This window comes from Saccharibacillus sp. O23, from assembly GCF_002205895.1.
In the GTDB taxonomy this organism is placed as follows: domain Bacteria; phylum Bacillota; class Bacilli; order Paenibacillales; family Paenibacillaceae; genus Saccharibacillus.
On sequence record NZ_NJDE01000007.1, the window covers coordinates 163,903 to 190,742 of the forward strand.

Genomic DNA, 26,840 nt, shown 5'->3' on the forward strand with positions numbered 1-26,840 from the left:
AAAAGAAAGCATGACTCTTGCACCGCGCATTTACGCCACGATTCAGCATTTGTTTATGAAAGGCATCATCGAAACGGTCGAGCTTCGCGAGAAGCCCGAGTCCGAAGAAGAAAGCAAACGTACCTACGTGCTTACGGCGGACGGGAAACCGAAATATTCGCTGCGCATGGACGTGCCCGAAAATATCGCGATGGCCGAACAGCTCCACAAAGCCTATCCCGACAGCCCGCTGCTGCCGAAAGTGCTCTACGCCGATCCGGTCAAAGGGTATCTGGTCCAACCTTACGTCGAAGGAACGACCGGTCGGGACGCGGAAAGCCGCGGACTCAAAAAAGTCTGGCTGACCGCGCTGGTCGCCGATCTGCTTAACGGCTGCGAGACGGACGAAGCGGGCGGCCAATGGGGCCATCTGACCGAACCGTGCTCGTCGTGGAGCGAATTCAACGAACGCGAGCTGTCCAAAGCCCGCGAGAACCTGAACGGCCTGCAGCCGGCGGAAGATTGCGAGCGGGTCGCGCTGCTGCTGGAGCCGCTGGCGGAAACGGGAAGCAAATACCTGCTGCACGGCAATGCGGACGCGCATCACTTCGTATTCCGCGGCAAAGAACTGGTCGGCGTGCTGGAGCCTAAGCCGGTCGCGGGACCGGTGCTCTACGATCTGGTGCAGGCGTTCTGTTCGACGCCGGACGATCTGGCGCTGGAGACGTTGTTCGACGCGTATTCGCGCCTCGACGCGAAAAGCGGCGATCAGGAACGCTTGGTGCAGGAAACGCTGCTGCGCCTCTACTGCCGGATGGGCGAGCGCGCCGCGGAATCGTCGAGCGAGCTGGACGAATATCTGGCGGCTTGGCAGTTCTGGCGGCTGCTGCTGCCGGAAGCTTGAACAAGGTCGCGTAACGGATCGGGAAGCGCGAAACGAAGCGACGAGTCCAAGCCGATCAAAGCACGGAATCTAGGCATGGAATGCAGGAATCGAACGAAAATCGGAAGATCGGAAAAAGCGGGCCGCCATGCGGCTCGCTTTTTTTGTTATTGACAGAAAAAAAGTTCCTCGCTATTATCTATTTTAACAAATATCTAATTAGATAAATGTTAAATTTAATTAGAGGAGTCGAGATTCATGACGAATACGAGAGAACGGCAGCCGGATACCGATCGGGAGACGAAGCCGCAAGCGAGCGGGTTGAATCCCGAGGAATGCCGATTAAGAGATTCGGTCGTGCGGAATTTTACGGATCGGGAAGGACGGCTCAAGAGCCTGCCGACGCAGCTGAAGAAAAAGTTGATCGTGCTGGAGCATCTGGTCGACGGCTTGGACCCGGAACGCGCTTACGAAGAGAGCGAGATCAACGCGTATATTCGGCTGTACCACGAGGATTACGCGACGATCCGCCGGGAATTCATCGTGCAGGGCTTTATGTCGCGCGACCGCGAGATTTACCGAAGAAATCCTCGCTCGGCAGCTCGCCGCTGGGAAGAATTGAGTTAAGCGGACCACGGGCTTTGCGGAGGGAGATATCATGAACGAATTGTCGAGATTGTGGAAAAAAGAACCGTCTTATCGCAAACTGGCCGCCGCCAACTTCGTCAGCGGGATCGGCGATTGGTTCAGCAGCGTGGCGATCTTGAGCCTGCTGCTTCAGCTTACCGGATCGGGCATGGCGGTCGGCCTGACGCTGGCGGCGAGAACGCTGCCGTTCCTGATCATGGGACCGGTCGGCGGATGGCTCGCCGACCGCGGGAACAAGAAGACCCTCCTCGTGGTCTCGGATTTCTCGCGCATCGCGCTGGCGTCGTCCCTGCTGCTGGCGGACTCGCCGGACCGGATCTGGATCGCCTATGCCGCGACGATCGGCTTGGTAGCCTTCTCGGCGCTGTCGCTGCCGGCGAGGCAATCGCTGATCCCGCGCATCGTAAGCGCGGAGAACCTGCCCGCGGCCAACGCGTTCGACCAGACGCTCGGCGGCATGAACATGATGCTCGGCGCGACGCTCGGCGGAGCGGCCAGCGCGGCCTTCGGGCCGCAGGGTTCGTTTCTTCTGAACGCGGCGACGTTCCTGATCTCGGGACTGCTGGTGTGGACGATGCCTTACGCGCATCGGAAGAGCGAAGCGAATCCGGTTGGGCCGGCGGAAGCAGCCGGCAGTACCAGATCGGAAGAGCTTCGGCCGGAAGCGGCGATCGAACCGGCCGCCGAACGGGCCGGGGCGGCGCAGGCTTCGGCCAAGCGCCGCGAATCGGCGCAAGCGAGCCGCGAAGCCGCGGCTTTCTGGAAGACGTTTCGCGGCTCCGCGCTGATGAAAGTGGTCGCGATCCAGTCGATCGCTTGGGCGATCGGCGGCGGAGCGATCAACGTATTGATCAGCGTCTACGGGTATCAGGTATTCGGAGCGGGCGACCGGGGCGTCGGGGTGCTGTACGGCTCGCTCGGTCTGGGCTTTATCCTCGGCGGCTTGCTGGCGCCGAGCTTCAAGCGTTGGCCCGTGCAAGCCGTCGTCGCGGGCGCGGCGATCGAAGGATCGGCGCATGTGCTGGTCAGCGCCGCGCCGAATCTGGCGCTGGGCGCGGTCTTCATTCTGCTGGCGACGCTGGGCGGCGGAATCGGCAACGCCGCGTTGGTGACGCTCGTGATGCGGGCGGTGCCGGAAGCGGTACACGGGCGGGCGTTCGCGCTGAACGAGACGTTGGCCAACGTCACGATGGGCGTATCCATGCTCGCGGCAGGCGTTCTGCTGGATCTCCTGCCCGCGCGGACGATCGGGCTCGGAGCCGGCCTGCTGATCGTCGTTTCCTGCGTCCCGGCTCTGACGCTGCTTCCGCTGCGCCGGCAGTTGAACGGCACGGTCGCCGGACCGAAGCCGCGGCGGCCGTCCTCGATAGAAGGCTGACTTGAACGAAAAAAGGAGGAGAATCATGAGCGCGACCGTCTGGTTAGTGCGTCACGGATACAAAGAAAAATGGTTCGGCGACGTTCCGCTGACTTCGGAAGGGGTGCGGCAGGCCCGGGCGACGGCCCGGTTCTTGAGCGGCCGTCCGGTCGCCGCGATCGTCTCCAGTCCGCTGCGCCGGACCGTCGAAACGGCCGAATGCCTCGCGGAGCGGATCGGCATCCCCGTACAGCAAGATGCCCGTCTGCGGGAGCGCGCCAACTGGGGCGATATTCCGGGCCAGTCCTTCGAAGCGTTTATCGAGGTCTGGGAGCGCTGCACGCTCGATGCCGATTACGAACCGCCGGGAGGCGGGGATTCTGTCCGCCGCGCGGCATCGAGGCTGCAGGCGGCTCTAAGCGATTGGACGTCGCGTTTCGAGCCCGGCGACGAACTCGTTTTTGTGACGCACGGAGGCTTGATCACCGATTTTCTGGTCTGCGCGTTCGAGGAAAAGGACTTGAATCTTGCGCATCCCGATTTTGTCGCGATGCAGAGCCGCCTGATTCCCGAATGTTCCGTTACGGAGCTGACCGTTCGAGACGACGGAACCTGTCGCTTGGGACGATTCGCGGATATTCGGCATTTGGAGTAAAATAAAAGTCGCGAGTTTCGCCGGCTGTAGGTCCGAAGAAGATCGGCTGTCTCCGCGAAACGAAGAAACGAACCCGAGAGGAGCGCGGTTGGCATGCAATTGGACAAACTGGTCGCCTATCATAAAGCGTTGGCCGATCCGACGCGGATTCGGATGCTGATCCTGCTCAGCGAAGGCGAGCTGAACGGGCAGGCGCTGGCCCAGCGCCTCAGCGTCACCCCGGCCACGATCACGCATCATGCGTCGAAGCTGCGGGCGGCGAGCCTGATTCGGGAACGGCGGGACAAAAATACGATTTACTTCTCGCTCGACGATTATTTTATCCGCGTCGGCGGTACGGCCACGGCCGAGTTGATCTATCGTCGCGGAGCGGACGGCGAGGCGGTCGAGACCGAACCTTCCGTTCTGGAGCAGCGGGAGAAGACGCGCGCTTCCGTGCTGAAAAGCTTTTTCGCCGCGGACGGCCGCCTGAAAAGCATCCCGGCCCAGCTCAAAAAGAAACTGATCGTGCTCGAAGAAATGGTGCGGCATCTGGAAGCGGGTCGCCGATACGAAGAGAAAGAGATCAATGCCTTTATCAAAAACTATCATGACGACTTCGCCACCTTGCGACGCGAGTTCATCATGCATCAATACATGTTCCGCGAAGACGGCATCTACGAATTGAATCCGCCGGAGCTGTGGGCAAGGTGGGAGACGTTGAAATAGGCGATGTGTGCAGCGGATCGAGCCGGCGATCGTCAAGTCGGCGGAGAAATAGACGAGACGATCGGAGCGTCGGCGGAAAAAGGCCGCGATTCCTGCCGTCGAAACAGGGTTTCGTCGCGCTAACGGATCGAGACGACGCTTAGCGCGCTTTTTACGGCGTTTCGAAATTTTAACGGAACCAGATGACGCTTAGCGCGGAAATCGGACGATTTTGCAGCGAAAAAGGGACGCGGAGAACGTCTAACGAATCTACGATCCGTTAGCGCCAGAAAAAGGCTTGATTTGCGGCGCTAAGGAATCTACGATCCGTTAGCGCCGTTTTTCTGCGAAAGCATTAGTTGAACGGCCGATCCTCGCCGCGCTAACGGCTTGGATCGAGCCGCCCCAAGATCGGACCCGAAATAAAGAAGCTGCCGGTAAGGTTCCCGGCAGCTTCTTCGCGCGTTATGATCAAGATCTTCGAGCTTCTTTCGGAGGGCGCGTCGCCCACAAGATCCACCAGATGAACAGCGGCTGCACGAGCAGGCGCAGCCAGAGATAGATCGGCGGGGTGTAATGTTGGCCGGGCATCGGAATGTTCATGATCGCCGCATAGATGTTGGCCGGGAAGATGGCGATCAGGTAGATCGTGATGATGATGCCCATCTTCTTGCGGATCGGCGGCACGAACAGCAGGATCGCCAGAATCCACTCGACGACGCCGGAGATCCAGATGATCCATTTGCGCAGCGGCACGAAGTCCGGCAGCATGGCGGCGAAGCCGATCGTTTCTTGGAAATGGTAAATCCCCGCAGCCACGAACAGCAGCGCGAACAAGATGCGTCCGATCGTGCGCGGGACGGTCGTCGAGGGATTGCGGTCGTTCATCGCGTTCAGCTCCTTGTCTGTAGATTGCCCGTTACGTTGACCCGCAATTGGGTCGACGTAACGGGCTGAGGCTGTAAGTTTGCGGAAATTAAGGATGCGAATATGGTGTATTACCCGCCGCTCGCCCAAGCAACGCCGAGCAGCGTCAAAAGCGCGGCGATCAGGCATAGGGTCATGCTCTGTACCGAGCCTGCCGTGTATGCCTTTCGCGCGGCCGTTCAAGTGGAAGGTCGCCGTCTTATCTTGGGCGATCGCATCCTTTTTGACGAGCCGATAGATGCGCAACAAAAAAACGGCCGAAGCCGTTTTTGTTCGAAACTCTGCGGTTTTCTTATCGATCCTGCGGCGCTGCCGGTCTTCAGCTCAAGTTCTCCGGATTCAGCCCCGACAGCGAATCGAGCACGAAACGCCCGTTCTTGCTGATCAATACGTCGTCGAAATAGATCTCGCCGCCGCCGAATTCTTCTTTCATCAGCAGCACGATATCCCAATGGATATCGGACGCGTTGCCGTTGTCCGCGTTCTCGTAAGCTTGTCCGAGCGCGAAATGGATGCTGCCGTTGATCTTCTCGTCGAAGCCGATATCGTTCATGACCCGGTTCACGTAAGGATTGGTCCCGATCGCGAACTCGCCGATATAGCGCGAACCTTCGTCGGTATCGAGCAGTTCTTGCAGCTTCGTCCCGTTATCGCTGCGGCAGGAGACGACCCTGCCTTTTTCGAACGTGAACGACAAGTCCCCGAAACTCTGGCCCAGATAAGAAGAGCGGGTGTTGAACGAGATGGTGCCTTCGACGGAATCGCGGACCGGAGCCGTATAGACTTCGCCGTCGGGCAGGTTGACTTTGCCGTCGCATTTGATCGCCGGAATCCCCGCGATCGAGAAGCGCAGATCCGTGCCCGGCGCGACGATCCGCACGTTCTCCGTCTTGTTCATCAGTTCGGTCAGCGGGTCCATCGCGGCGGACATCCGGCCGTAATCCATCGTGCAGGTATCGTACAGGAACTGCGTGTAAGTCTCGGTGCTCATCTGCGCCAACTGCGCGTACGCTTTGTTCGGATAATTGAACAGAATCCATTTTTTCTTCGTTTGTTCGTTCGTGACCGGCGCGTACCATTTGCGGTAAGCGTCGCGTTTGTCGGACGGCACGTCCGCATATTCGGAGACGTTGTTCTCGCCGAGCACGATCAAGACCGCGTCCATTTGTTTCATCTGTTCGAGCTTGAATGCCGCGTCGAGCTTGAATTGTTCTTCGCTGCCGCCGAGCATCATGCGCCGGTTCACGGCGTAATCGGCATAGTCGATAAACGCATGGCCGCCGGCCGCATGGATCTCGTCAATAAAAGGAGCGAGGATATCGGCATCATGCGTGTCCATCGCGCGGATCAGCACTTTCTCTCCCGGCTGCACGTTTGCCGAATAATGCACGACGGTACGCGCGAGCTGCAGCAATCTTGGGTCTGTCATCGTAAAGGTTCCTCCCGGCTTCCCGTTCTGTCGGACGCCGCCCGCGGCGTTCGAATCCGAAACGGATGTCTGATGGGCGCATGAATCTGGATACCCATACTGGATTAATCATAATCGAAAAAAGAAGCGTTGTCTGCCGGAGCAAAGAAAAGCCGCCCGGCATCGGGGAGCCGATGCCGGACGGCCGGTTCGAATACGACGGGCGGAAGCGGTACCGGCCGAAATCCGTCCGTCGTCCGTCAGGCGGCAAACGGGATTCGATTCGGGAAAAGCCGTTTATTGCGCCGGTCGGCCGCTTACGTTCGCGCCTGTCTTGGTGATCGTATACGTCAGCTTATCGCCGCTCCAGAAGTAGAACGTCAGCGTAACGGGTTGGCCGTCCTTCAGCGTATCGAGCAGCGCCGGACGCAGCACGATCTTGCCGTTCGCGTAATCCGGGCTGAACGTCGATTCGAATTCTTTGAACGAGGTCCAATCGTTCGGACCGGCGTTGCCTCCCGAGACGTAGACGGCTTCCATCGTGGCGAGTTTGTCGCCGCCGAAGTCGGTCGGGATCGCGAAGTCCGCGGCCGCGCCGTCGGATGCGCTCAACGCCGGCGTCCGATGCACGGTTACGTAGAAGTTCCAATCCGGGCCTTTGGTGAAGCCTGCCGTCAATACGGCGTTCACGCCGAGTTTGCCGGATGCCGTCAGACGTTCGAGCGTCGCTGCGGGAATCGTCAGCGTTTCGCCGTTCAGCGTATAATCTTTGTTTTTCGTAAGGCGTTTGCCGTCCGCTTTGAGCGAAGTCAGCTTGTTGCCGTTCAATTGCAGCGCGATCGTCTTGTCCGTGACCGGTTGGCCTTCGCGCAGATGGATCAGATCCGATTCGGCTACGGAAGAACGCTGTTTCTGGCCGGACCGGATAATCTCGTACAATTCCGGATCGGACCACTTGTACTGCGTGCGGTCGAAATGCTGTCCGTTATCCCACCACATGCCGGTAATATGTTTCTCTCGAATGTAATAAGTCAGGAATTCGAAAAATTTGAGCTTCTCGCCTTGTTCGATCGTATTCGTGTTTTTGTCGAAACCGAGCAGACCGTATTCGCCCAGAATGACCGGAATGCCTTGGGCGACGAACGTGTCGTAGACGTTATCGAACGTGGTGGTAATGTCTTTGCGCGTCGTTTCGTCGAACGTGGTCGTTCCGGCGATGTTCACGCTGAACGGCCAGTAGCCGTAATAATGCACGGTCGCGATGAGATTTTTGTCGGCTTCGAGCTGCCGGAACGTCTTGGATAACGCGTTCATGCGCTCCTGCGTCGGCGACGTCTCGAGCGTCGGCAGAACGAGCGGCCGGGTCGCGTTCTTGCCGCCGGAGCTTCGCACGATCTCGTGGAACGACAGGTTCAGCTCGTCGAGCATTTTCTGGGCTTGCGCTTCGTCGGTCGTGCCGCCTTCGGTGAAGCGCGGTTCGTTGACGCTCTCGAACGAGAGCTTGTCGGACTCGTTCTTGAAGCGCTCGGCCGTCTGCTTCCAGATCGCGTTATAACGGGCCAGCGTCGCATCATGATTCTGCTGCATTTTGCTGATCCAGACCCACGAATCATGATGCACGTTGATCAAAACGTACAGATTCTCGGATCTCGCCCAGCCGACGACTTCCGCCACGCGGTCGAGATAAGCGGGGTCGATCTTATAGTCCGGCGCGGGTCCGATATGGTTGTCCCAAGTGACCGGAATACGGATGCTTTTGAACCCTTGGCGGGAGATCTGTTTGATCAGCTCGCGCGTAACGCGAGGATTGCCCCACGCCGTTTCGTCCGGCCCGACGGAATCGAGCGTATTGCCCAAGTTCCAGCCCGGCTGCATGTTGTCGACGTAAGTCTGCATTTTGCTTTTGGGCGGGGAAGCGGCGGAAGCGACTCCGGACGGCAAAGGCAGCAGCGAGAGCAGAAGAACCGCGGTCAGCAGAACGGCGGCAGCCGGTTTGAAGCGTTTTTTGAACATGTGAACCTCCTCGATTATGTAATGGAAAACAGGGACTCGCCTTTTTTGTAACCGCTTTATCATTACCCTTACGGGAATTCGCTGAACATAAAACGTTATCGAAAATTTGAAAAATTTGTATATCGCGATCGGGATAGCGAACTTCAGAAAATGGATTTTTTTTCTAAGCAGGGGCTTTATATCGAGAGCACTTATTCCGATACTAAAATTGTTATCTATTCGAATATCATTTCAAGCCATTGGCATACAACAAGGGAGAGTGCAGAAAAGATGAAAAATGCCAAGTTTAATATAGGGACCAAGATCGGCATCGGTTATTTGGTCGTCATTTTGGCCCTCGCGGCGGCGATCTTTGTCGTGCGGGCGCAGATCGATAAGTTGGAAGACGAAATGAATTTCGTCGCGGGACACGATATGGAAGTGCATGATCGGGCCAACCAAATCGAGAAAAATGCCGTCGACATGGAAACGGGTCAGCGCGGATTCATCATCACGGGCGAAGAGAAATATCTCGATCCTTACAATAAGGGCAAAGCGGACTGGGAAGAGAACTACAACGCGCTGTACGAGCTGGTCTCCGACAATCCGGCCCAGCAGGCCAAACTCGACGAGGCCAAAGGCAAGATCGAGAATTGGGTTCAGGTAGCCGGAGAAGCCACGATCTCCATGAAGCGCGCCGGAGATACGGAAGGCATTCGGCAGTTCTTCGCCGACGACCCGGGCAAGCAGGATATGGATGCTTTCCGCCAAGTGGTCGCCGAGTTTACCGATACGGAGAAAAGCTTGACGGCGAAACGGGTAAACGATCTTCACGAGAGCAATCAGCAGTTGAAAATCCTGCTGTTCGTGCTGCTCGGAACCGTCGTTCTGGTCGCGGCATTTCTGTCCTGGTTCATTTCTACGCGGATCGCGCGCAGCGTCAAAGCCGTCACCCGCACGATCGAAGAAATCGCTTCTTCCGGCGGCGATCTGACCAAACGGATCGAAGTGAAAAGCCGGGACGAAATCCGCGACCTCGGCGAGGCGACGAATCTGCTGTTGATCAGCCTGCAAGACATGATTCGCGATCTGAAAGAGAATACCGTGCGTCTGACCGGCGCTTCGTCTTCTCTTCAGCAGGGCACGCAGGAGAATGCCCGCGCCGTTCAAGAGGTCACGATCTCGATTCAGCGCGTGGCGGCCGGTTCGGAGCGCCAAGTGACGCAGACCGAAGAGATCAGTTCCGTCATGCGGCAGACGATCGCCGGATTGGAAGAGGTGGCGGAAGCGGCTTCCGAAGTGGCGGGACTGGCCGATCAGACGCGTTCGATGGCGGCCGACGGCGAACATCGCATCAAGCAGAGCGTCAGCGAAGTCCAGAGCGTGGCCGACGCGTTCTCGACGATTCGCGGCAGCGTCTCGGAGTTGGCGCAGCGTTCGAACGAAGTGCTGTCGATCACCAGCTATATCTCGGAGACGTCCAGCCAGACCAACCTGCTCGCTCTGAACGCCGCGATCGAAGCCGCTCGCGCAGGCGAACACGGACTCGGTTTCAGCGTGGTCGCTTCCGAAATCCGCAAGCTGGCGGACCAGTCTTCGCGTTCGACGGAAGAGATCAGCCGGATCATCATGGCGATGACTTCGGGCATCCGCGGCATCGTGGAGCTGGTCGAATCCAGCTCGGGCAACGTCGAACACGGCGTAGCTTCGTTGGACGAAGCGGGCACGGCGTTCGAATCGATCGTGGAGCGGATCGGCATGCTCAGCGCGCAGGTATCGGAAGTGGCGGCCAACGTCGAACAGATGTCGGCCGGTTCGAAGACCGTCGGAGATTCGGTTCTCGAGATTACTCGCGTAACCGAAGAGATGGCGGCGTTGACCGAAGAAGTGTCGGCGATGAGCGAAGAACAATCGGCATCGATGGTCGAGATGGAAGGCACGTCGCTCCGGTTGAAAGAAATGGCCGATTCCTTATCGGAGATCGTGGAGAAGTTCAAGATTTAAGCTTGTCCGTTCGGATCGTTCGGATACGAAAGACAAGCCTTCGGCATCGGCCGGAGGCTTTTTTTGTCGCGTGCATCCGAAGTTTCGGAAACAACCTGATCGGCGGCATGAAAAGAGCAAGAAAGGTTCGAAAACTCTTCTTCGGATTTGTTAGGATATAAACAAGGCAAGGTCAGGAGGGGAACGCAATGGCGCGAACGAGATTGATTCTGGTCGAAGGACTGCCGGGTTCGGGCAAATCGACTACGGCAAAAGCGGTATGGCGGGTACTGAAGAGTATCGAACCCAAGCTGAACGTGCTCTTTTACGAAGAAGGACGAACCGATCATCCGGCGGATTACGAAGGAGTCGCTTATCTGACGGAAACGGAATGGGAGCGGCTGCGAACGGCGCTTCCCGAATGGATCGACGGACTGAAGCCGGACGAACGACCGAAAGCGCGGATCGAAGCGGGAGGGCGTCTTCTGGCTTACCGCCGTATTCGCGAACGAACCGGGCAGCCGCTGCCGGCCGAAGCCGAGCAGGCGATCGCGGGCAAAGATCTGTACGAGCTGCCGCTTGATCTGCACGTCGAGCTGCTTGTCGACAGTTGGCGGGCATTCTCGGCGCGGGCCGAAGATCAGAAGGAAGACACGGTCTATTTGTTCGAATGCTGCTTTATCCAGAATCCGGTCACGATGGCGATGATTCGTTGCGGAGCCGAGCCGGAGGCGTCGATCGGGTACGTCAAAAGGTTGGAGGCCGCAGCGGACGGACTTTCGCCGATCGTGATTTACGTGGATCAGCAGGATTCGGATTTTTCGTTTCGCCGAGCCGTAGCGGAACGTCCGCGAGAATGGTCGGAAGGATTCATGGATTATTATTTGAATCAGGGCTACGGGGCGGCGAATGTAAGGTTGCCGCGAAGCGAGGATTCGGAAACAATCGGCCGGGAGTCCGTCATCGCGGGCACCGTCGAAGTCTTGAAAGCACGCCGGGCTTTGGAAGAAGAGATCTTGAATCGCTTGAATTGTCCGGTATATAAGCTGGACAATTCGGCTTACGACGAAAAGGAACGCGAGGATCGATTGAAAAGAATATTGGAAAAATGAGCGCAGCGCCGGTATACGGCCAATAACGCAAGCCTGCTTATACGGCTTGGACAAGGAGGAACGATCGATGGAGAATCGGAACGTCTCGTTTATCGTCAATGTGGAAGGCGCGATCTATCGGGAAGGGCGCTGGCTGCTGATTCGCCGAGGTGCGGCGGAAGAACATGCGGCCGGCACGCTGGCGCTGGTCGGAGGTAAAGTCGATGCGGATGCGGGCGCTTCGGGAACCCGCGTGTTGGAAGAAGCGCTGCGGCGCGAGATTCAGGAAGAAGTCGGGTTGAACGTAGGCGAGCGGATAACGTATTCGCACAGTACCTCGTTTGTAACCGATCGGGGAGACGCCGTCATCAACGCGGTATTCGTTTGCGAATGGATCGGCGGAGAAGCGGCTGCGGTCAGTCCGGAAGAAGTCGCCGAGATTCTCTGGCTGACTGCCGAAGAAGCCTTGAAGCGCGAAGATCTGCCGGAATGGACCCGGGAAAGCTTGACGCTGGCGGAGCGGATCGTCAGAAACCGAGAAACGGGAGGCGGAAGATAGAGGCATGAACAAGACCGATCGTCTATTTGCCATCGTATTGGAATTGCAAGGACGCCGCGTCGTCCGGGCACAGGATCTGGCGCAGCTGTTCGAGACCAGCATCCGGACGATCTACCGCGATATTCAAGCTCTCTCCGAAGCCGGGGTGCCGATCTTCGGTTCGCCGGGGCAGGGGTATTCCCTGCTCGAAGGCTATTTTCTGCCGCCGGTCAGCTTCACGGTCGACGAAGCCGTCTCCCTGATCGTCGGCGCGGATTTCGTCGAGCAGCGCTTCGACGAAGAATACGGCCGCCGCGCCCGCTTCACGCGCGGCAAGATCGAAGCCCTCCTCCCGCCGGGCAAGCGGGAGGAAGCCGAACGAATTCGCGACAGCATCCGGATCATTCATCCGGAAGACCGCGACAGCCTCGATATGGAGCGCAGCCATATCGAGATCGTCCGCGCCGCTCTGTCCGGCGGCCGCAAGCTGCGCTTCGACTACGCCGGCCGGCCCGGCGGCGAGCGGGCGAATCCGGAGCGCACGATCCGGACCGTCGCCCCTTACGGGCTGGTCCTGCTCAACGGCCGCTGGATTCTGGTCGCGCATTGCGAACTGCGCGGCGCGATCCGCAACTTCCGGGTGTCTCGGATCCGACACCTTCGACTGACGGACGAGCCTTATGCGGTGCCGGAATATTTCCGGCTGCAGGACTATGCGCCCGAAGACGACCGCCATACGCTCGTTCGGCTGCGGTTCGATGCCGAACTCGAAGGCCGCGTGGAACAGCAGCCGAACTTCTATACCGAATCCGGCGCTTTGACCGCCGAAGGCTACGAAGTGGATTACCGGGTCCGCACGCCGGAAGAACTGCTGAACTGGGTCCTCGGCTGGGGCTCGCGGGTCGTCGTATTGGAGCCGGAATCGTTGAAAGAACGGGTGAAGCGGGAGATCGAAGAGATGGGGAAGCGCTACGGATCGACGTAGCGCTTTTTCGCTCCCGCCCGCCCTCAACAACAAAAGCCTTCCCCCGCCCGATACGACCGGCAGGGAAAGGCTTTTTCTATTCGATGCGCATTCGCTTAAAAAGGATCAACTCGCGCGGCCGTCCGCGCCGCTCTCCGCGCCGCTCTCCGCGCCGTCTTTGCTCCACAGCTCCCGGAAGTAATCGCTGCGTTCGAGCAGCTCGTCGAAGCTGCCTTGATCGACCAGCTCGCCGCCGCGCATCAGCAGGATGCGGTCGACGCGGCGAATCGCGTGGAGACGGTGCGCGACGACGATCAGCGTACGTCCGCGGAAACGGTCCAGCACCGTTTCCATGATCCGCCGTTCGGTGATGTTGTCGAGCGCCGAGACCGGTTCGTCGAGCACGACCATGTCGCGGCTCTGCGCCAGCACGCGGGCGAAGGCGAGGCGCTGTTTCTCGCCGCCGGACAGCTTCATGCCGCGTTCGCCGACCTGCGTGTCCAGACCTTCCGGCAGAGAGCGCACTTTATCGCCGATCAGCGCGTCGTCCAGCACCCGCATCAACGCGTCTTCGTCCGCGTGTTCGCCGAAAGTCAGATTGCCGCGCAGCGTGTCGTCGAACACCGGCGCGTCCTGCGAGATGTACGAGAGGCGGGCATACAGGCTGTCGAGACAGAGTTCGTCGATGTCGACTCCGTCGATCAGCAGGCGTCCGGAATCTTTTTTGAGCAGGCCGAGCATCAGCTTGACCAGCGTCGACTTGCCGCTGCCGCTCAAGCCGACGATCGCGACGGACGAACCGGCGGGAATCACGAGCGAGACGTCTCGCAGCAGTGAAGACGGCGTTTCTTCATGCGGAGAGCCGGCGCCGTTCGCCTGCTTCTTGTTTTCCCCGTAGCCGAAGTTCACGCCTTCAAAGGCGATCTCGCCCCGCAGCTTCGTCACTTCGCGTCCTTGTTCCAGATTCGGATCGGACGGAGCGCTCAGATAGCGTTCGAAACGGTCGTAAGTCAACTTGTCCAGCTTGTAATCGACATAGATGACGTTGAAGATGGCGATCGGCGAATAGACTTTGTCGATCAGCAGCAGCAGAGCCAGCGTGACGCCGATCGTCGAACGGCCTTCGGCCACGTCGCGAATGCCCAGCGCCAGCACGGCCAGTTTGATCAGGATCACGAGCAGTTCGAACAGCGCGAAAAAGGACTCGTGGATCATGCGGATGCGCACGTTCTGATTCACGATCTCGTCCACGGTGCCGGTCAGGCGCTCGATCTCCCGTTCGTAACGCCGATTCAACCGGAAAACGACCAGTTCCATGAAGCCGCGCACGGAATAACGGGACAGCTTCTCTTGATTGGCCAGCATCGATTCTTTGACCGCGTAGAGGTACCGCAGCAGCAGCCGGGTGAGCACGAATACGACGACGTAACCTCCCGCGACGACGAACAGGATCGTCGGACTGTACAGCCCGATGAACAACATGCTGAACAGCATCGCGGGCAGCAGCTCATGGAAGATGCGCAGATAGAACCCGTAGACGATGCCCGAACCGGCCTGCGCGCCGTTGTCGATCGTCTGGATCAGCTCGCCGGTGCCGAGATTGCGGTAGGCAAGGTAGTCCATGCGGGAGATCCGGGAGAGCGACGCGAGCTTAAGCTTCTCGGACAGGCTGCGCGGCAGCGCGGTCTGCGGATATTCGGACGCGTAGTTCAATACGGCGCAGATCGCGAGCAGCGCGCCGTAGAACAGCAGCAGCGAGCCGATTTGGCCGAGACCCGAAGAGGAAGGAACGGAGTCGAGCAGACGTTGGAACGTATGGACGCCGTAGGCGCCGAAGAACTGCAAGGCGAAGCCGAGCAGGACATAGAGGACGATCAATTTGCGAAGCTGCATGACGCAGTTTTTTAACATGGATAAGCCGCCTTTCGAGAATAGGGTGGAGAGCCGCAGGCAGCACAAAGAGAATGCACGGCCGGGCACGACGGACTGCAAGTCGAAGAGTTCGATCAAAAGGGCAGACTTCTCCCTTGATAGCCGGTACGCGTTTTGATCCGGCCCGAATCTCAATTACTCGCAATCGTGCGGCGGTACATTCTCCTGTTCACCCCGTTTCGAAAAGTTGAATTTACTATATCAGATCGAAGCAAATCGGCAAAGGAAAAAATAAATTAAAAGTTTTTCAAAAAAATGCAACAAAACGATCGAGCTGTGCGTCATTAGAGTAAGAAGGTAGATAAGAACGGCGTAAGCAAGCGGAAAAAGGGGAGCGATCCCGATCAAGTCGGGCCGCAAACGATGAAACCCGTTCCCCGGCTCATGCGCCGGAAGGAACGGGTAAGTGGAAAGTATTTTGCTGGATCGAAAGTTCGATAGGAAAGGAAATGAGGCGAAAGACGCGTCAAGATCGACGGCGAGGCAAAGATCAGAATCAGTTCTCGATCATCTGGCTGTATGTCCAGTCGCTGGTTACGCGCTTGGCCGTGACGTAACGATTGGCCCAATACGAATTGGACAGGCTGGCGACGCTGACGCCTTTGCTGCTGGACGAATTGGCGAATTTGCCGTTTCCTACGTAGAAGCCGACATGGGAGATTCCTCTTCCGGTCGTGTTGAAGAAGACAAGATCGCCGACGCGCAGGTTGGACTTGGATACGGTCGTGCCTTGTTTGGCTTGGCTGGACGCTGTGCGGGACAGTTGAACGCCGAATTTTTGGAAGATATATCTGGTGAATCCCGAGCAATCGAAACCTGAAGTGGTGGTACCGCCATATTTGTAAGGCGTGCCTGCGACAAGACTGACGGCGGCATTGATTGGCGTGGAGCTTGCGGCTTGCGTAGTCGCTGCGCCCGAAGTAAAGACGATGGCTGCTCCCAAGATGGACACGATAAGCTTCTTCAAAAAAGTTTTCCCCCTGATGCCTACGGAGTTAGCTAAGGGTTCGGTGGAAGGAATTTCCCTATACTCCCTCTGAATCAAGAATAATTCACCCGCGATGGTTCCCCCGTTTTCTTGCAAAAAAGAAATTCGGCATTTATTAAGATTTTGTAACTATTGATACTGTACATGAACGCCTGCTAATTTGTCAAATTTCTTGATGAAACTTCTCTACACCGCATGATTATAACAGGCTGAGTTTGAATCACAAGTAACAAAACTGTAATTGGTACTAGGAAAAACGTACGAATTTGTTACAGTCGCCCTCGAAATCAGGCTTTGCCGTGCGGATTGCGCGCGCTTTATTCTTTTTCGGAAAGTACAATGAAATTGCGAAGAGTTTTCAAGGAATATTTTTGTAAAAATGTTGCGCTTCTCTCTCGATCCGGCTTCGATTTACCGATTTGTAAAGGTATATGCTTTTCTATAAGTATATGAGGATTCGAGCAGGAGGGGCTTGAATATGAATAAAAACGAAGTCCAAGACGAAATGGAGCGCCAACGCCGAATTCTTCATCAGCTTGCGGACCAATACGGGTTTATGGACGAACGCGTCCTGACGCAGTCGCAGAAGCTGGACGAATGGTTGAACGAATTCGAACGTCATAAATATGCTTGACCCGCGGCTAAGAAGCCGCTTGCGTCAAAAATGAACCGAAACTTTTCGAAGTTCCCCGAATGACTCTCCTCCGCGCGTGCGATACGCGCTTTTTTTGTTTGTTTTCGATGCGGGGCGCGCTTTCGGTTATACTGAAGCAGAGCAAGAAGGACCGAAGGAGGACGAATCGAGATGGCTATGGAAATCGAACGCAAGTTTCTGCTGGAGCGCACGCCGGACGAGTTGATCGCCGAAGGGGCGTTCGTTCGGAGATCGCGCCAGCGGATCGAACAGACGTATCTGGCATTGGACGAGCAGCAGGAGATTCGGGTGCGCCGGCTGGTGGACGAAGATACGGGCGAAGTCGAATATACGCATACGTTCAAGCAGGGCAACGGCATGAGCCGCGAAGAGATCGAATATTCGATCACCGAGAGCATCTATAATCAGTTGTTCGAAGCTTCTGGAGCGGTGCCGTTGACCAAAGTGCGGACGACCGGAGAATGGAACGGCTTCACCGTGGAATTGGACCGCTACGACCAACTGAACCTGACCGTGGCCGAAGTCGAATTCGATTCGCTCGAAGCGGCGGAGGCTTTCGCTGCGCCCGACTGGTTCGGCGAAGACATCAGTTCGAAGCGCGAGTACAGCAACAAGAAAGTATGGAGAGATCTTCAGAGCCGCAAATAAGCGATTTTAGCAAGCCGCTTCCGGCGAGCGTATGGTACAATAAAGCCAATCCGGGCGCATCCGGTATGCGTCCATGAGACAAATCTTAAGAAAGAGGTGAGGATCATCGCTGTTCAGATCCAGATTCAACAGACGCCTAACCCCAACTCGGTCCGCGTAGGCGCGGATACGATTCTCTTCGAAGGACCGAAGAGCACTTCCGTCAAAGCGGGAGAAGCCAGCGAGCATCCGCTTGCGGCGGCTCTGGTCACGATCGACGGAGTAGACAATATTTTCGGCATGCGCGACTTCGTTACCGTCAGCAAACTGCCGGATGCCTCTTGGGATGACATTCTGCCGCAGGTAGAAGACGCATTCAAACAGGTATACGCTTAAGCGCTCCTTTTAGGAGCGTTTTCGCTTTTCGGCGAACGGCCGAAAGGTTATTGATATAGAAACAAAGTAAATAAGGAAAGCCGAAACGAAAGTTGGCAAAGGTCATGGTCATGCGGATCAACAAATACATCAGCGAGACGGGCTTCTGCTCAAGGCGGGAAACGAATCGGCTGATCGCGGCGGGAAGGATCGCCGTCAACGGCGCAGTTTGCGCGGAAGGGGCCGAAGTGCTCCCCGGCGATCTGGTGACGATCGACGGGCAGGAGATTCCGCCCGGAGCGCCGCCCGTCTATCTCATGCTGAACAAACCGCGCGGCATCGTCTGCACGCACGCGAAGAACGTCTCCGGCAATATTGTCGACTATATGAATTATCCGTCGCGAATCTTCCCGATCGGTCGGCTCGACAAAGACTCGGAAGGATTGATCCTGCTGACCAACGACGGAAGCATCGTCAATCGGATGATGCGCGCCGAACACGGGCACGACAAGGAATACGCGGTGACGGTGGATAAGCCGGTCACGGACGAATTTCTGCATCGCATGGCCGCAGGCGTCGCGATTCTCGGTACCGTGACGCTCCCGTGCCGAACGTACCGAATATCCGACCGGGTGTTCGGCATCGTCTTGACGCAGGGGCTGAACCGGCAGATTCGCCGAATGTGCAAAGAACTCGGTTACCGGGTCTCGGAGCTTCGGCGAGAACGAATCATGAACGTAAGGCTGGGCAAGTTGGGCGTCGGACAATGGCGCGCACTTGCGCCGCAAGAACTGCGAGTACTGCTCGCCGCGCTGGATGAAGCGGACGGCGCGATCGAAGCAAGGGAACGATTACGAATTGAAGGGGCTGCTTTCGATGTTTGAATTCGACCAAATCCCGTTTGCCGCGGAATTCGCGGAAAATCCCGAACCGAGATGTCCTTGCATTCTGCTGCTCGACACTTCGTATTCGATGAGCGGACAGCCGATTCAAGAGCTGAACCGGGGCTTGTCTTCTTTTAAGGAAGAATTGATGACGGACAGCATGTCCGTCAAGCGGGTGGAACTGGCAGTCGTCAGTTTCGGGCCGGTACAGGCCACATCCGAGTTCGGCACGCCGGACGATTTCTATCCGCCGATGCTGACGGCCAGCGGCAATACGCCGATGGGCGCGGCGATCGAAAAAGCGGTCTCGATGCTGGAAGAACGCAAGAACGTCTATAAACAGAACGGAATCTCGTATTACCGTCCGTGGATCTTCCTGATTACGGACGGCGCTCCGACCGACGATTGGCAGCGTGCCGCCGCGCTGGTCAAAAACGGCGAAGCCTCCAAATCGTTCATGTTCTTCGCGGTCGGCGTCGAGAACGCGGACATGAACGTATTGGGACAGATCGCGACCCGCGCGCCGCTCAAGCTCAAAGGCCTGCGTTTCGCCGATCTGTTCTCTTGGCTGTCGAACTCGCTGAATTCGGTATCCCATTCCACGCCGGGCGACCAGATCCGACTCGAGAACCCGGCTTCGCCGGAAGGATGGGCGTTGATCTGATGTGGCGTCACGCTCATGTCTCCGTACGCGGCACGTCGCACGCGAAGACCGGCAAGCCCTGCCAAGACTATTCGCTCTGCCGGACTTTGATCGGGCCGGACGGCCGCGAAGTGCTGCTCGCCGCCGCTTCCGACGGCGCGGGCAGCGCGGAACGATCGGACGAAGGTTCGCGGCTGGCTTGCACGATGTTCGCCGACGCCGTGGAACGGCATCTGGCGGACGGAGGACGCGTGGAACAGCTTACGAGAGCGTTCTTCGAAGCTTGGCTCGGCCGCTTCCAGCGGGCGGTACGGGCGCTGGCTGCCGAAGCGGGCTGCCGCTCGCGCGAATTCGCTTGCACCTTTTTGGCGGCGATCGTCGGCGGCGACGAGGCCGTGTTCGTTCAGATCGGCGACGGCGCGATCGTATTTTCGGAGAAGGAGGACGCTTATATGTGGGAATTCTGGCCGCAGCAGGGCGAATACGAGAACACGACTTATTTCGCGACGCAAAACGGCGCGAAAAAGTATCTTCAGCACAGCCTGCATACCGGACGGACCTACGGCGAGATCGCCGTGTTCACGGACGGGCTTCAGCGATTGGCGCTGCATTATCAGAGCCGGACGGCTTACGAGCCGTTCTTCCGTCCTTTCTTCTCCGTATTAAGACGTCTGAATGCGGGCGAAGAAGTCCGCTACGGAGATTCGCTGCGCGCTTTCCTCGACTCCGGCCGGGTCAACGAGCGCACGGACGACGATAAGACGCTCGTGGTGGCGACGCGTCAAATCCCGCAGGCGGCGAAGCCGTCATGAAAAAAGCGGAGCGGATCGTAAACGGCAGCGGCGGACAGGTCGTTTTCGGGCAGGAACTGGGGCGGGGCGGCGAAGGTTCGGTGTACGAAGTCGTGGGACGCTCGGACTTGGTCGCGAAACTGTATCATAAGCCTTTGCCTAAAGAGAAGCAGGAGAAGATCGAAGCGATGGTCCGGCTCAAAACGGAGCGGCTGCTGCGCTTCACGGTATGGCCGGTCGACGTGCTGCTCGGAGCGGGGCGGAAGGTCGTCGGATTTCTGATGCCGGTTCTCAAAGGCCAAGAGATTCATAAACTTTACGGGCCGAAAACGCGGCTGGCCGAGTTCCCTCAGGCGGGCTATTCGTTTCTGGTACATACGGCAGCCAATCTGGCGCGGGCGTTCGCGGCCGTGCACGAAGAAGGGCATGTGGTCGGCGATATCAACCACAGCAATTTCTACGTCACGGAGCAGGCGACCATTCTGATGCTCGATTGCGACAGCTTTCAGGTGCAGTCCGGCAGCACGCGTTTCGGCTGCGACGTGGGCATCCCGATGTATATGCCTCCGGAACTTCAAGGAGTCCGCACGTTCCGCGGGGTGATCCGAACCCGCAATCACGACAACTTCGGCCTCGCCGTCTTTCTCTTTATGCTGCTCTTCATGGGCCGGCATCCGTTCGCCGGCAAATATTCCGGCTCCGGGGACATGCCGATCGAGCGGGCGATCCGCGAATTCCGCTTCGCTTACGGACCTTCGGCGGCCGCCCGCCAGATGCAGCCTCCGCCGGGGGCGCTGCCGCTTACGGTGCTTCCGCCGAAGGTGCAGCAGCTATTCGCGCGGGCATTCTCGCAAGAGTCGATGTCCGGCAGACCGGGCGCGGAAGAATGGATTGCCGCTCTTCAGGAGATGAGCGGCGCTCTGGCCTTATGCCCGCGCAACGCGGGACATCAATACCCGATGCAGGCCGGTTCTTGTCCGTGGTGCGCGATGGAGTCCGCGACGGGCGGACTGTTGTTCCATCCGACCGATTCGGGTCGGCGTACGGCTCCTGCGACCGGCGGCGCTTCCGCCGACGCCGGTCGCGCGGCTTCGGCGGAGGCTGCCGGCGGCTCCGGCTTCCAGCTGCCGGGCATCTGGGCGCAGATTCAGCGCGTGCCGGCCCCTGCGCCGGCGCGTACGTTTCCGGAGCCGGCTTCGCTTCCGGCGCAGCTGTCCGCGCCTGTCGCCGTCTATCTGCGGCGGCGGCGTCTGCGAGCGGGGCTCTCGCTGACGTCGCTGGTCGCGGCCGCCGGCGTCTGGATCTTCCTGCCGGGCTACTGGCTGCTGACGATCGGCGCGCTGGCCGGTTTGAACCTGCTGCTGCTCGCCGCGGGCAAAGGGCGCAGGAAACTGCGTTCGGCGCGCGCCGAAGAGCGCGACCGGCTGCGCGCGAAATGGGACGAAGTCTGCCGCCGGTACGCGGAAGCCAGCGGCTCCGGCGCTTACGGAGCGAAACTTCGGGAGCTGGAGCAAGCCAAGCGCGAGTACCTCGACCTCGAAAGCTTCAGAGCGGCGGAACTGCGCCGCTTGGAAGAAAGGCAGCGAGGTCTTCAGGTTCAGACTTATCTGCGGCGCAATCGGCTCGAACACGCGCAGCTCGATGGCATCGGTCCCGGTCGGCGGGCGACGCTTGCGCTGTTCGGTATCGAGACCGCTTGGGAAGTCGATGCGGTCCGCTTGGCGCGGGTGCCGGGATTCGGTCCCGCGAATACGCGTCTGCTGCTCGCATGGCGAGATCGGCTCGAGCGGCGCTTCGCGTTCGATCCGTCCGCCGGACGCGTACCCCGATCGGAGATTCTGGTCGTGGAACGGGCGGTCGAAGCCCGTACCCGCGATCTGGAACGCCGATTGGCTGCCGGCGCGACCGAGCTGGCGCGAATTTCGTCCGATATTCGAGCCAGACAAGAAGCCGCCCTGCGGGAAGCGGGCGGAACGGCGCTCGAGTTGGCTCAAGCGGAGCACGACGTAGAAGCTTTATAGTCCGGAACCGGAGCGGGATTCGTTCCCGGCGATCCGTCTCTTTTTGGGCGATGCAAACGAAAAGCTGCCGCACAGCGGCGCTTTCCGTTTGCATCGCTTTTTATGCTGCGTTTCTTCTTGAATTCGCGCTGCTTGCCGACCTGTTCAGTTTTTGTATATGTGCTCGGTATATGCTTCTGCTCAGGCAAATGCCAAGCAATCGTTGGTACATAAACACAGGGAGGGTAAGACAAGATGAAGAGGAGAATGAGCCTGCTGCTGGTCGGGCTGCTGTTGGTCTTGCAAATCATGCAAGGCATCGGATTCGCGGGTATCGCAAGCGCCGAAGAGCCCGCGGCCGCGACAGAGCAGACGCAGGCGGCGGAGAATCAAGCGTCTTCGGGCGCGGTCGATTCCGGACAGACCGACAGCGGGCAAGGAGAACCCGATTCGGGAACGCAGACGCCCGGCGATTCGACGGTGACGCCGGATAACGGCGGGGCGCAGGAAGAGGCGCCGCCCGCGCAAGGCGAAGAACCGAAAACGGACGACGGGGCGGCTGCCGAAGAGTCGAAGACGGGCGAAGAAGCGGCGGCCGATGCCGACGCGGAAGCCAAGGCGGATTCGGCGGAGCTGCGCGCCGCGCAGGCCATTACGGATAACCTGCTGACCGACGCCGAATTGAAGATCAAAGACGGAAACGGCCAATATCAGCCTATCCAAAACGGAGTCGTGTACGAACAGGGCGCCGAAGTCGAAGTCGACTACAAATGGGCGCTGCCGAACGATCACGAGTATCAAGCGGGCGATTGGTTCGAGTTCGCTCTTCCCGACAAATTCGTGCTGGCGAACGACGTGACCGGCGACTTGGTCACGCAAGACGGTTCGGTCGGACAGTTCGTCGTCGATCGTTCGAGCTTCAAAGTGAAAATGACGTTCAACGATCAGATCGAACAGTTCGAAGACGTTCAAGGAACGATCCATATCGAGACCAAGTTCGACAAGAACAAGTTCTCCGGCGGAACGAAGCAGACGATCGAGTTCCCGATCCAAGGTCAAAGCAAAAACGTCGAACTGGAGTTCAAACCGATCGTCGGCGAGACCATCGAAAAGAAAGGTTCGGTCGACCGGGCCTTCAACGGCAAGCATATTCAGTGGAGCATCGACTTCAACAAAGCGCTGGCTACGGTCGAAGGCGCGGTGCTGAACGATCCGATGCCGAACGGCTTGAAGTTCGACGCGGCTTCGCTGAAAGTCTACCAGCTTGAAGTCCAATTGGACGGTTCGGTCCAACAAGGCGGAGAGTTTACGGACTATACGGTAGAAAAGACCGCGGACGATCAAGACTTCGCGTTGAAGTTCAACGCGCCGTCCATCAACTCGGCTTACCGAGTCGTCTATTCGACGGATGTCGAAAGCGGAACTTCTTTTACCAACAAAGCGACGCTGAGCGGAAGCAATATCTCGGACCTTACGGCGCAAGCGACGCAGAACGTCACGACCGGCAAACTGCTGGACAAGCAGATGGTCAAATACGACTCCGAGAAACAGCAGATCGATTGGAGAGTCTACTACAATTACGGCGAACAGAAAATTCCGGCGAGCAGCGCGGTCTTGACCGACCTGTTCAACGAATCGCACGAGTTGGTCGGCGGCACGGCCGGAATCAAAGTCTATTCGGTAACGCCGACAAGCAACCAGAATATGAGCGGCAAAACGCCTTTCGCGGACTTCACCGCGAATGTTCTTCCCAACGAGAACGGCAAGAACGGCTTCGAGCTGAAATTCAATAACGATATCGATTCCGCTTACGTGATCGAATACAGCACGAAGGCCAGCAAGCCGGTATACGTGTCCGAGAAGATCACGAATACCGTAACGGAAAGCGGCGGCGAATCGGCGACGGGCACGGCCCAATCCGATACCGGCCAAGTCTTCGGCATCAAAACGTATGTCGATTCGCTCAAAGACTATGCCAATAAATCGGTCGCTTGGAAAATCGTGTTGAACCACAACAAGCTCCCGATGAAAGGCGTGACGATTACCGACACGCATCCTTACAACGGCTTGACGCTGCTTCCGAGCACGCTCGTCGTCAACGGGCCTTCCGGACAGTTGAAGCTCGGCGAAGATTACACGCTGATTTCGCTGAGCGGAGACGATACAGATTACTCGGAAGGCTTCAAGATCGACTTCGGCGCGGACAAGACGCTGAGCGGCGAATATACGGTCAGCTATCAGACGCGCTTCGATATGGACGCGCTGACGGCCGGGAAATCGACGTTCCTCAACAGCGCGCTTGTCGAGTGGAAAGACGAAGCCGGCAAGGATCAGAGCGTCACGACCGAAGCGACTTTCAATCCTAACGGCGAAACGAAAAACAACGGCTATAAGAACGGCAAGTACAATGCCGTAACCAAGAAAATCACTTGGACGGTCGGCGTCAACTATAACCTGAAAAGCCTGAATGCGGCTTCGATCGTCGATAAGCTGACGGCAGGACAGACGCCGGATATGGACAGCATCAAGCTGTACGAGATGAATATCGCCAAAGGCGGAAGCGGTTCGGTAGGCGCTCCGGCCCAGGTCGGCTTCACGCCGAACTACGATAAAGATTCGCGAACGCTGACGGTCTCCTTCAACGAGCCGATCGATTCCGCTTACGTGCTGGTATTCGATACCAGCTTGGACGGCAGCTTGATCGAAAGCGACAAGGTTCCCAACACCGCGATGCTGATGAACGGAGCAAGCAAAGTTTCTTCCGACTTGAAAGCCGAAGTTACGGTGAGACAGGGCGGAGAATACGTAGCCAAAGAAGGCCTGCAAAACGGCGAAGCGATGGACTGGAAGATCTGGATTAACCGCGGCCAATCCACCGTCAGTCAAGCCGCGCTGACCGACAAGCCGAGCCTTAATCAAGTACTGCTGCGCGATTCGTTCAATCTCTACAAAACGAATGTCGCCGCGGACGGAACGGTCACCAAATCGGCAGAAAAACTTCAGCAGGGCGCGGACAAAGATTACACCCTGCAATTCGATACCGACGCCGCGGGCCAAGAAACGTTCGTGTTGAAGTTCAACAAAGAAATTTCCACGTCGTACGTGCTGGAGTATCAATCGCTGATCGATGCCAAGAACGGCGATAAAGTCTCCAACACGGTCGATTTCAACGGCTTCAACCTTAAAGAAGTGGAAGACAACGATTCGGAAGAAAAGATCGTCGCGATTTCTTCCGGCTCGGGAACAGGCAGCGGCGTACGTTATCAGCTGACTGTGCATAAAGTGGATGCGGACGACAAAACGATCTCTTTGCCGGGAGCCGAATTCACGCTGCAGCGCAAAATGAAAAACGGTTCGCTGACCGATATCGGAACGGCTACCACCGACGCGAATGGCCGGATCCTATTCACGAAGCTGCTGTCCGGCACTTACATCCTCAAGGAGAAAACGCCGCCGGAAGGCTATGAACTCGATGCGACGGAACATGCGATCGAGATCAAAGGCGGCAATGCGGAAGATCTGAACGTCAATGCGGAAATCACCAATAAGCGCGCTTACCAGCTTGTGGTGCACAAGGTTGACGCCGACGATGCCGCCCTCTCGCTTGAGGGAGCCGAATTCTTGCTGGAACGCAAACAAAAAGACGGCACGCGCATGACGATCGGAACGCAGAAGACCGATCAGAACGGACAAATCACGTTCGCGAAATTGCTGTCCGGCGATTATGTCTTGACGGAGAAAAGCGCGCCTGCGGGCTATAAGCTCGATCCGAAAGAATACGAACTCACGCTCGACCGCGCGCACGCGGGAGACGATCTGATTCTTGAACAAGAGATCGCCAACGAGAAAACCTACGGGTTGACCGTGCACAAAGTCGATGCGGACAACGAGAACCTTTCGTTGAAAGGTGCCGAGTTCGCGTTGACGCAAAAACAAGCCGACGGAAGCTTCCTGACGATCGCGACGAAACAAAGCGACGAGAAAGGCCTGATCCTTTTCGAAGGCTTGACGGCCGGGGAATACATCCTGACGGAAAAAGCGGCGCCTTCCGGCTATCTGCTGGATACGAAAGAGCGCGCAATTAAAATCGGACGCGTCGAAGCCGGAACCGACTTCGTGGTAGACGAAAAAGTCACGAATAAAGTGCGTCCGTCCGTTCCGGGACCTTCGGAACCGCCGGTAACGCCTCCGGGACCTCCGGTGACGCCGCCTGTCACGCCTCCGGTAACGCCGCCCGTGACACCGCCGGTGACGCCGCCGGTCGATCCGACGCCGGAACCGTCGACGAATCGACCTCCGGGTCTTCAGTTCCCGCAGCTGCCTCTTCCGACGCCGCTGATCGACGTTCCGGAAGAAGGATCGCCTTCGGGCAATCCGAGCGTGGAACCGACGCCGACGCAGCCGACGCCGGTCCAACCGACGCCGACAACGCCAAGCGTGCCCGTACCGACCGTGCCGACGCCGGACGACGATATCGAACTCGGCGACGAGACGCCGAAAGGCGGATTGGATATTCCGTCCGATCCGACTCCTCCGAACGATCCTTCGGTCGGCGTACCGGACGATTCGGTTCCGCAAGGAACGACGACTCCGGGTACGGAACTGCTGCCGCAGACCGGCGAATCCGATTATCTGGCAAGCCGCGCAGTAGGCTTCGGCCTGTTGTTTATCGGCCTGCTGGGATTCCTGCTCGTTCGCAAACGCGCGGCCGAGAATCAGGAAGAGCCTAAATCTTAAGCGATCGTTTCTGCGGGTGCTAGCGTCTTTCGACTCTTAATCACAGGTTTACGTTTCACTGAAACGCACACGCTTTAGGTGCGATTCAGAGGAATG

Annotated in this window: 22 protein-coding genes and 1 riboswitch; of the genes, 17 read left to right on the forward strand and 5 right to left on the reverse strand. The window is 58.0% G+C overall.

Annotated features, from left to right (window positions below; genetic code table 11):
- Nucleotides 1-10: 10 nt before the first annotated feature.
- The 5 genes from CDO73_RS09400 (at nt 11) to CDO73_RS09420 (ending at nt 4,230) form a co-directional block, all read left to right on the forward strand.
- Nucleotides 11-883: a hypothetical protein gene (locus CDO73_RS09400; protein ID WP_088488265.1), complete on the forward strand. Its 873-nt coding sequence runs from the start codon at nt 11-13 to the stop codon at nt 881-883.
- A gap of 237 nt (nt 884-1,120) precedes the next feature.
- Nucleotides 1,121-1,489, forward strand: a complete 369-nt coding sequence (locus tag CDO73_RS09405) for a DUF2087 domain-containing protein (protein WP_088488266.1) — start codon at nt 1,121-1,123, stop codon at nt 1,487-1,489.
- Nucleotides 1,490-1,520: 31 nt separating this feature from the next.
- Complete coding sequence (locus CDO73_RS09410; protein ID WP_088488267.1) at nt 1,521-2,888, forward strand: MFS transporter; 1,368 nt, start codon at nt 1,521-1,523, stop codon at nt 2,886-2,888.
- A 25-nt stretch (nt 2,889-2,913) separates the two neighbouring features.
- Entirely contained in the window at nt 2,914-3,522 is a 609-nt protein-coding gene (locus CDO73_RS09415; protein WP_088488268.1) for a histidine phosphatase family protein, read from the forward strand.
- A gap of 93 nt (nt 3,523-3,615) precedes the next feature.
- Nucleotides 3,616-4,230, forward strand: coding sequence for a DUF2087 domain-containing protein (locus CDO73_RS09420; protein ID WP_088488269.1), 615 nt, complete (start codon nt 3,616-3,618; stop codon nt 4,228-4,230).
- A gap of 450 nt (nt 4,231-4,680) precedes the next feature.
- On the opposite strand, the gene CDO73_RS09425 is transcribed toward CDO73_RS09420, so the two are convergent.
- The 3 genes from CDO73_RS09425 to CDO73_RS09440 all read right to left on the reverse strand — a co-directional run bounded on the left by CDO73_RS09425 (nt 4,681) and on the right by CDO73_RS09440 (nt 8,557).
- A complete protein-coding gene (locus tag CDO73_RS09425) occupies nt 4,681-5,097 on the reverse strand; it encodes a DoxX family protein (protein WP_088488270.1) in 417 nt (138 codons plus the stop codon).
- A gap of 358 nt (nt 5,098-5,455) precedes the next feature.
- The gene (locus CDO73_RS09430; protein WP_088488271.1) at nt 5,456-6,565 is read right to left on the reverse strand and encodes an aminopeptidase; all 1,110 of its coding nucleotides are present in this window, start codon (nt 6,563-6,565) and stop codon (nt 5,456-5,458) included.
- 276 nt (nt 6,566-6,841) lie between these two features.
- On the reverse strand, nt 6,842-8,557 hold the full coding sequence (locus CDO73_RS09440) for a cellulase family glycosylhydrolase (RefSeq protein WP_088488273.1): 1,716 nt from the start codon (nt 8,555-8,557) through the stop codon (nt 6,842-6,844).
- 270 nt (nt 8,558-8,827) lie between these two features.
- Here CDO73_RS09440 and CDO73_RS09445 point away from each other — a divergent pair, with 270 nt between their 5' ends.
- The 4 genes from CDO73_RS09445 to CDO73_RS09460 all read left to right on the forward strand — a co-directional run bounded on the left by CDO73_RS09445 (nt 8,828) and on the right by CDO73_RS09460 (nt 13,133).
- Nucleotides 8,828-10,540: a methyl-accepting chemotaxis protein gene (locus CDO73_RS09445; protein WP_179218650.1), complete on the forward strand. Its 1,713-nt coding sequence runs from the start codon at nt 8,828-8,830 to the stop codon at nt 10,538-10,540.
- Between the two features lie 188 nt (nt 10,541-10,728).
- The gene (locus CDO73_RS09450) at nt 10,729-11,631 is read left to right on the forward strand and encodes a P-loop NTPase family protein (protein ID WP_088488275.1); all 903 of its coding nucleotides are present in this window, start codon (nt 10,729-10,731) and stop codon (nt 11,629-11,631) included.
- A 67-nt stretch (nt 11,632-11,698) separates the two neighbouring features.
- On the forward strand, nt 11,699-12,169 hold the full coding sequence (locus CDO73_RS09455) for an NUDIX domain-containing protein (protein ID WP_088488276.1): 471 nt from the start codon (nt 11,699-11,701) through the stop codon (nt 12,167-12,169).
- Between the two features lie 4 nt (nt 12,170-12,173).
- Nucleotides 12,174-13,133, forward strand: coding sequence for a helix-turn-helix transcriptional regulator (locus tag CDO73_RS09460; RefSeq protein ID WP_088488277.1), 960 nt, complete (start codon nt 12,174-12,176; stop codon nt 13,131-13,133).
- 105 nt (nt 13,134-13,238) lie between these two features.
- Here the strand turns inward: CDO73_RS09460 and CDO73_RS09465 are convergent, their stop codons facing one another.
- Nucleotides 13,239-15,023 carry an ABC transporter ATP-binding protein gene (locus CDO73_RS09465; protein WP_088488278.1) on the reverse strand — a complete coding sequence of 595 codons (1,785 nt, stop codon included), beginning with the start codon at nt 15,021-15,023 and terminating at the stop codon, nt 13,239-13,241.
- Between the two features lie 517 nt (nt 15,024-15,540).
- Entirely contained in the window at nt 15,541-16,011 is a 471-nt protein-coding gene (locus CDO73_RS09470) for a C40 family peptidase (protein WP_088488279.1), read from the reverse strand.
- Nucleotides 16,012-16,013: 2 nt separating this feature from the next.
- Nucleotides 16,014-16,153, reverse strand: a riboswitch (cyclic di-AMP (ydaO/yuaA leader).
- A gap of 357 nt (nt 16,154-16,510) precedes the next feature.
- Here CDO73_RS09470 and CDO73_RS09475 point away from each other — a divergent pair.
- The 8 genes from CDO73_RS09475 (at nt 16,511) to CDO73_RS09510 (ending at nt 26,744) form a co-directional block, all read left to right on the forward strand.
- Nucleotides 16,511-16,666: an aspartyl-phosphate phosphatase Spo0E family protein gene (locus tag CDO73_RS09475; RefSeq protein ID WP_088488280.1), complete on the forward strand. Its 156-nt coding sequence runs from the start codon at nt 16,511-16,513 to the stop codon at nt 16,664-16,666.
- 171 nt (nt 16,667-16,837) lie between these two features.
- Nucleotides 16,838-17,335 (forward strand): CYTH domain-containing protein, encoded by a 498-nt coding sequence (locus CDO73_RS09480; protein ID WP_088488281.1) that lies wholly within the window; start codon nt 16,838-16,840, stop codon nt 17,333-17,335.
- A 96-nt stretch (nt 17,336-17,431) separates the two neighbouring features.
- Nucleotides 17,432-17,710, forward strand: coding sequence for a NifU N-terminal domain-containing protein (locus CDO73_RS09485; RefSeq protein ID WP_306437521.1), 279 nt, complete (start codon nt 17,432-17,434; stop codon nt 17,708-17,710).
- Between the two features lie 110 nt (nt 17,711-17,820).
- On the forward strand, nt 17,821-18,573 hold the full coding sequence (locus CDO73_RS09490; RefSeq protein WP_088488467.1) for a pseudouridine synthase: 753 nt from the start codon (nt 17,821-17,823) through the stop codon (nt 18,571-18,573).
- Nucleotides 18,566-19,237, forward strand: a complete 672-nt coding sequence (locus tag CDO73_RS09495; RefSeq protein ID WP_088488282.1) for a vWA domain-containing protein — start codon at nt 18,566-18,568, stop codon at nt 19,235-19,237. Before CDO73_RS09490 ends, CDO73_RS09495 begins: the two co-directional genes overlap by 8 nt.
- Complete coding sequence (locus CDO73_RS09500) at nt 19,237-20,028, forward strand: PP2C family serine/threonine-protein phosphatase (RefSeq protein ID WP_179218651.1); 792 nt, start codon at nt 19,237-19,239, stop codon at nt 20,026-20,028. Before CDO73_RS09495 ends, CDO73_RS09500 begins: the two co-directional genes overlap by 1 nt.
- Entirely contained in the window at nt 20,025-22,028 is a 2,004-nt protein-coding gene (locus CDO73_RS09505; RefSeq protein WP_088488284.1) for a helix-hairpin-helix domain-containing protein, read from the forward strand. The genes CDO73_RS09500 and CDO73_RS09505 overlap by 4 nt, the downstream gene beginning before the upstream one ends.
- 234 nt (nt 22,029-22,262) lie before the next feature.
- Nucleotides 22,263-26,744, forward strand: a complete 4,482-nt coding sequence (locus tag CDO73_RS09510; RefSeq protein WP_088488285.1) for a collagen binding domain-containing protein — start codon at nt 22,263-22,265, stop codon at nt 26,742-26,744.
- Nucleotides 26,745-26,840 lie beyond the last annotated feature (96 nt).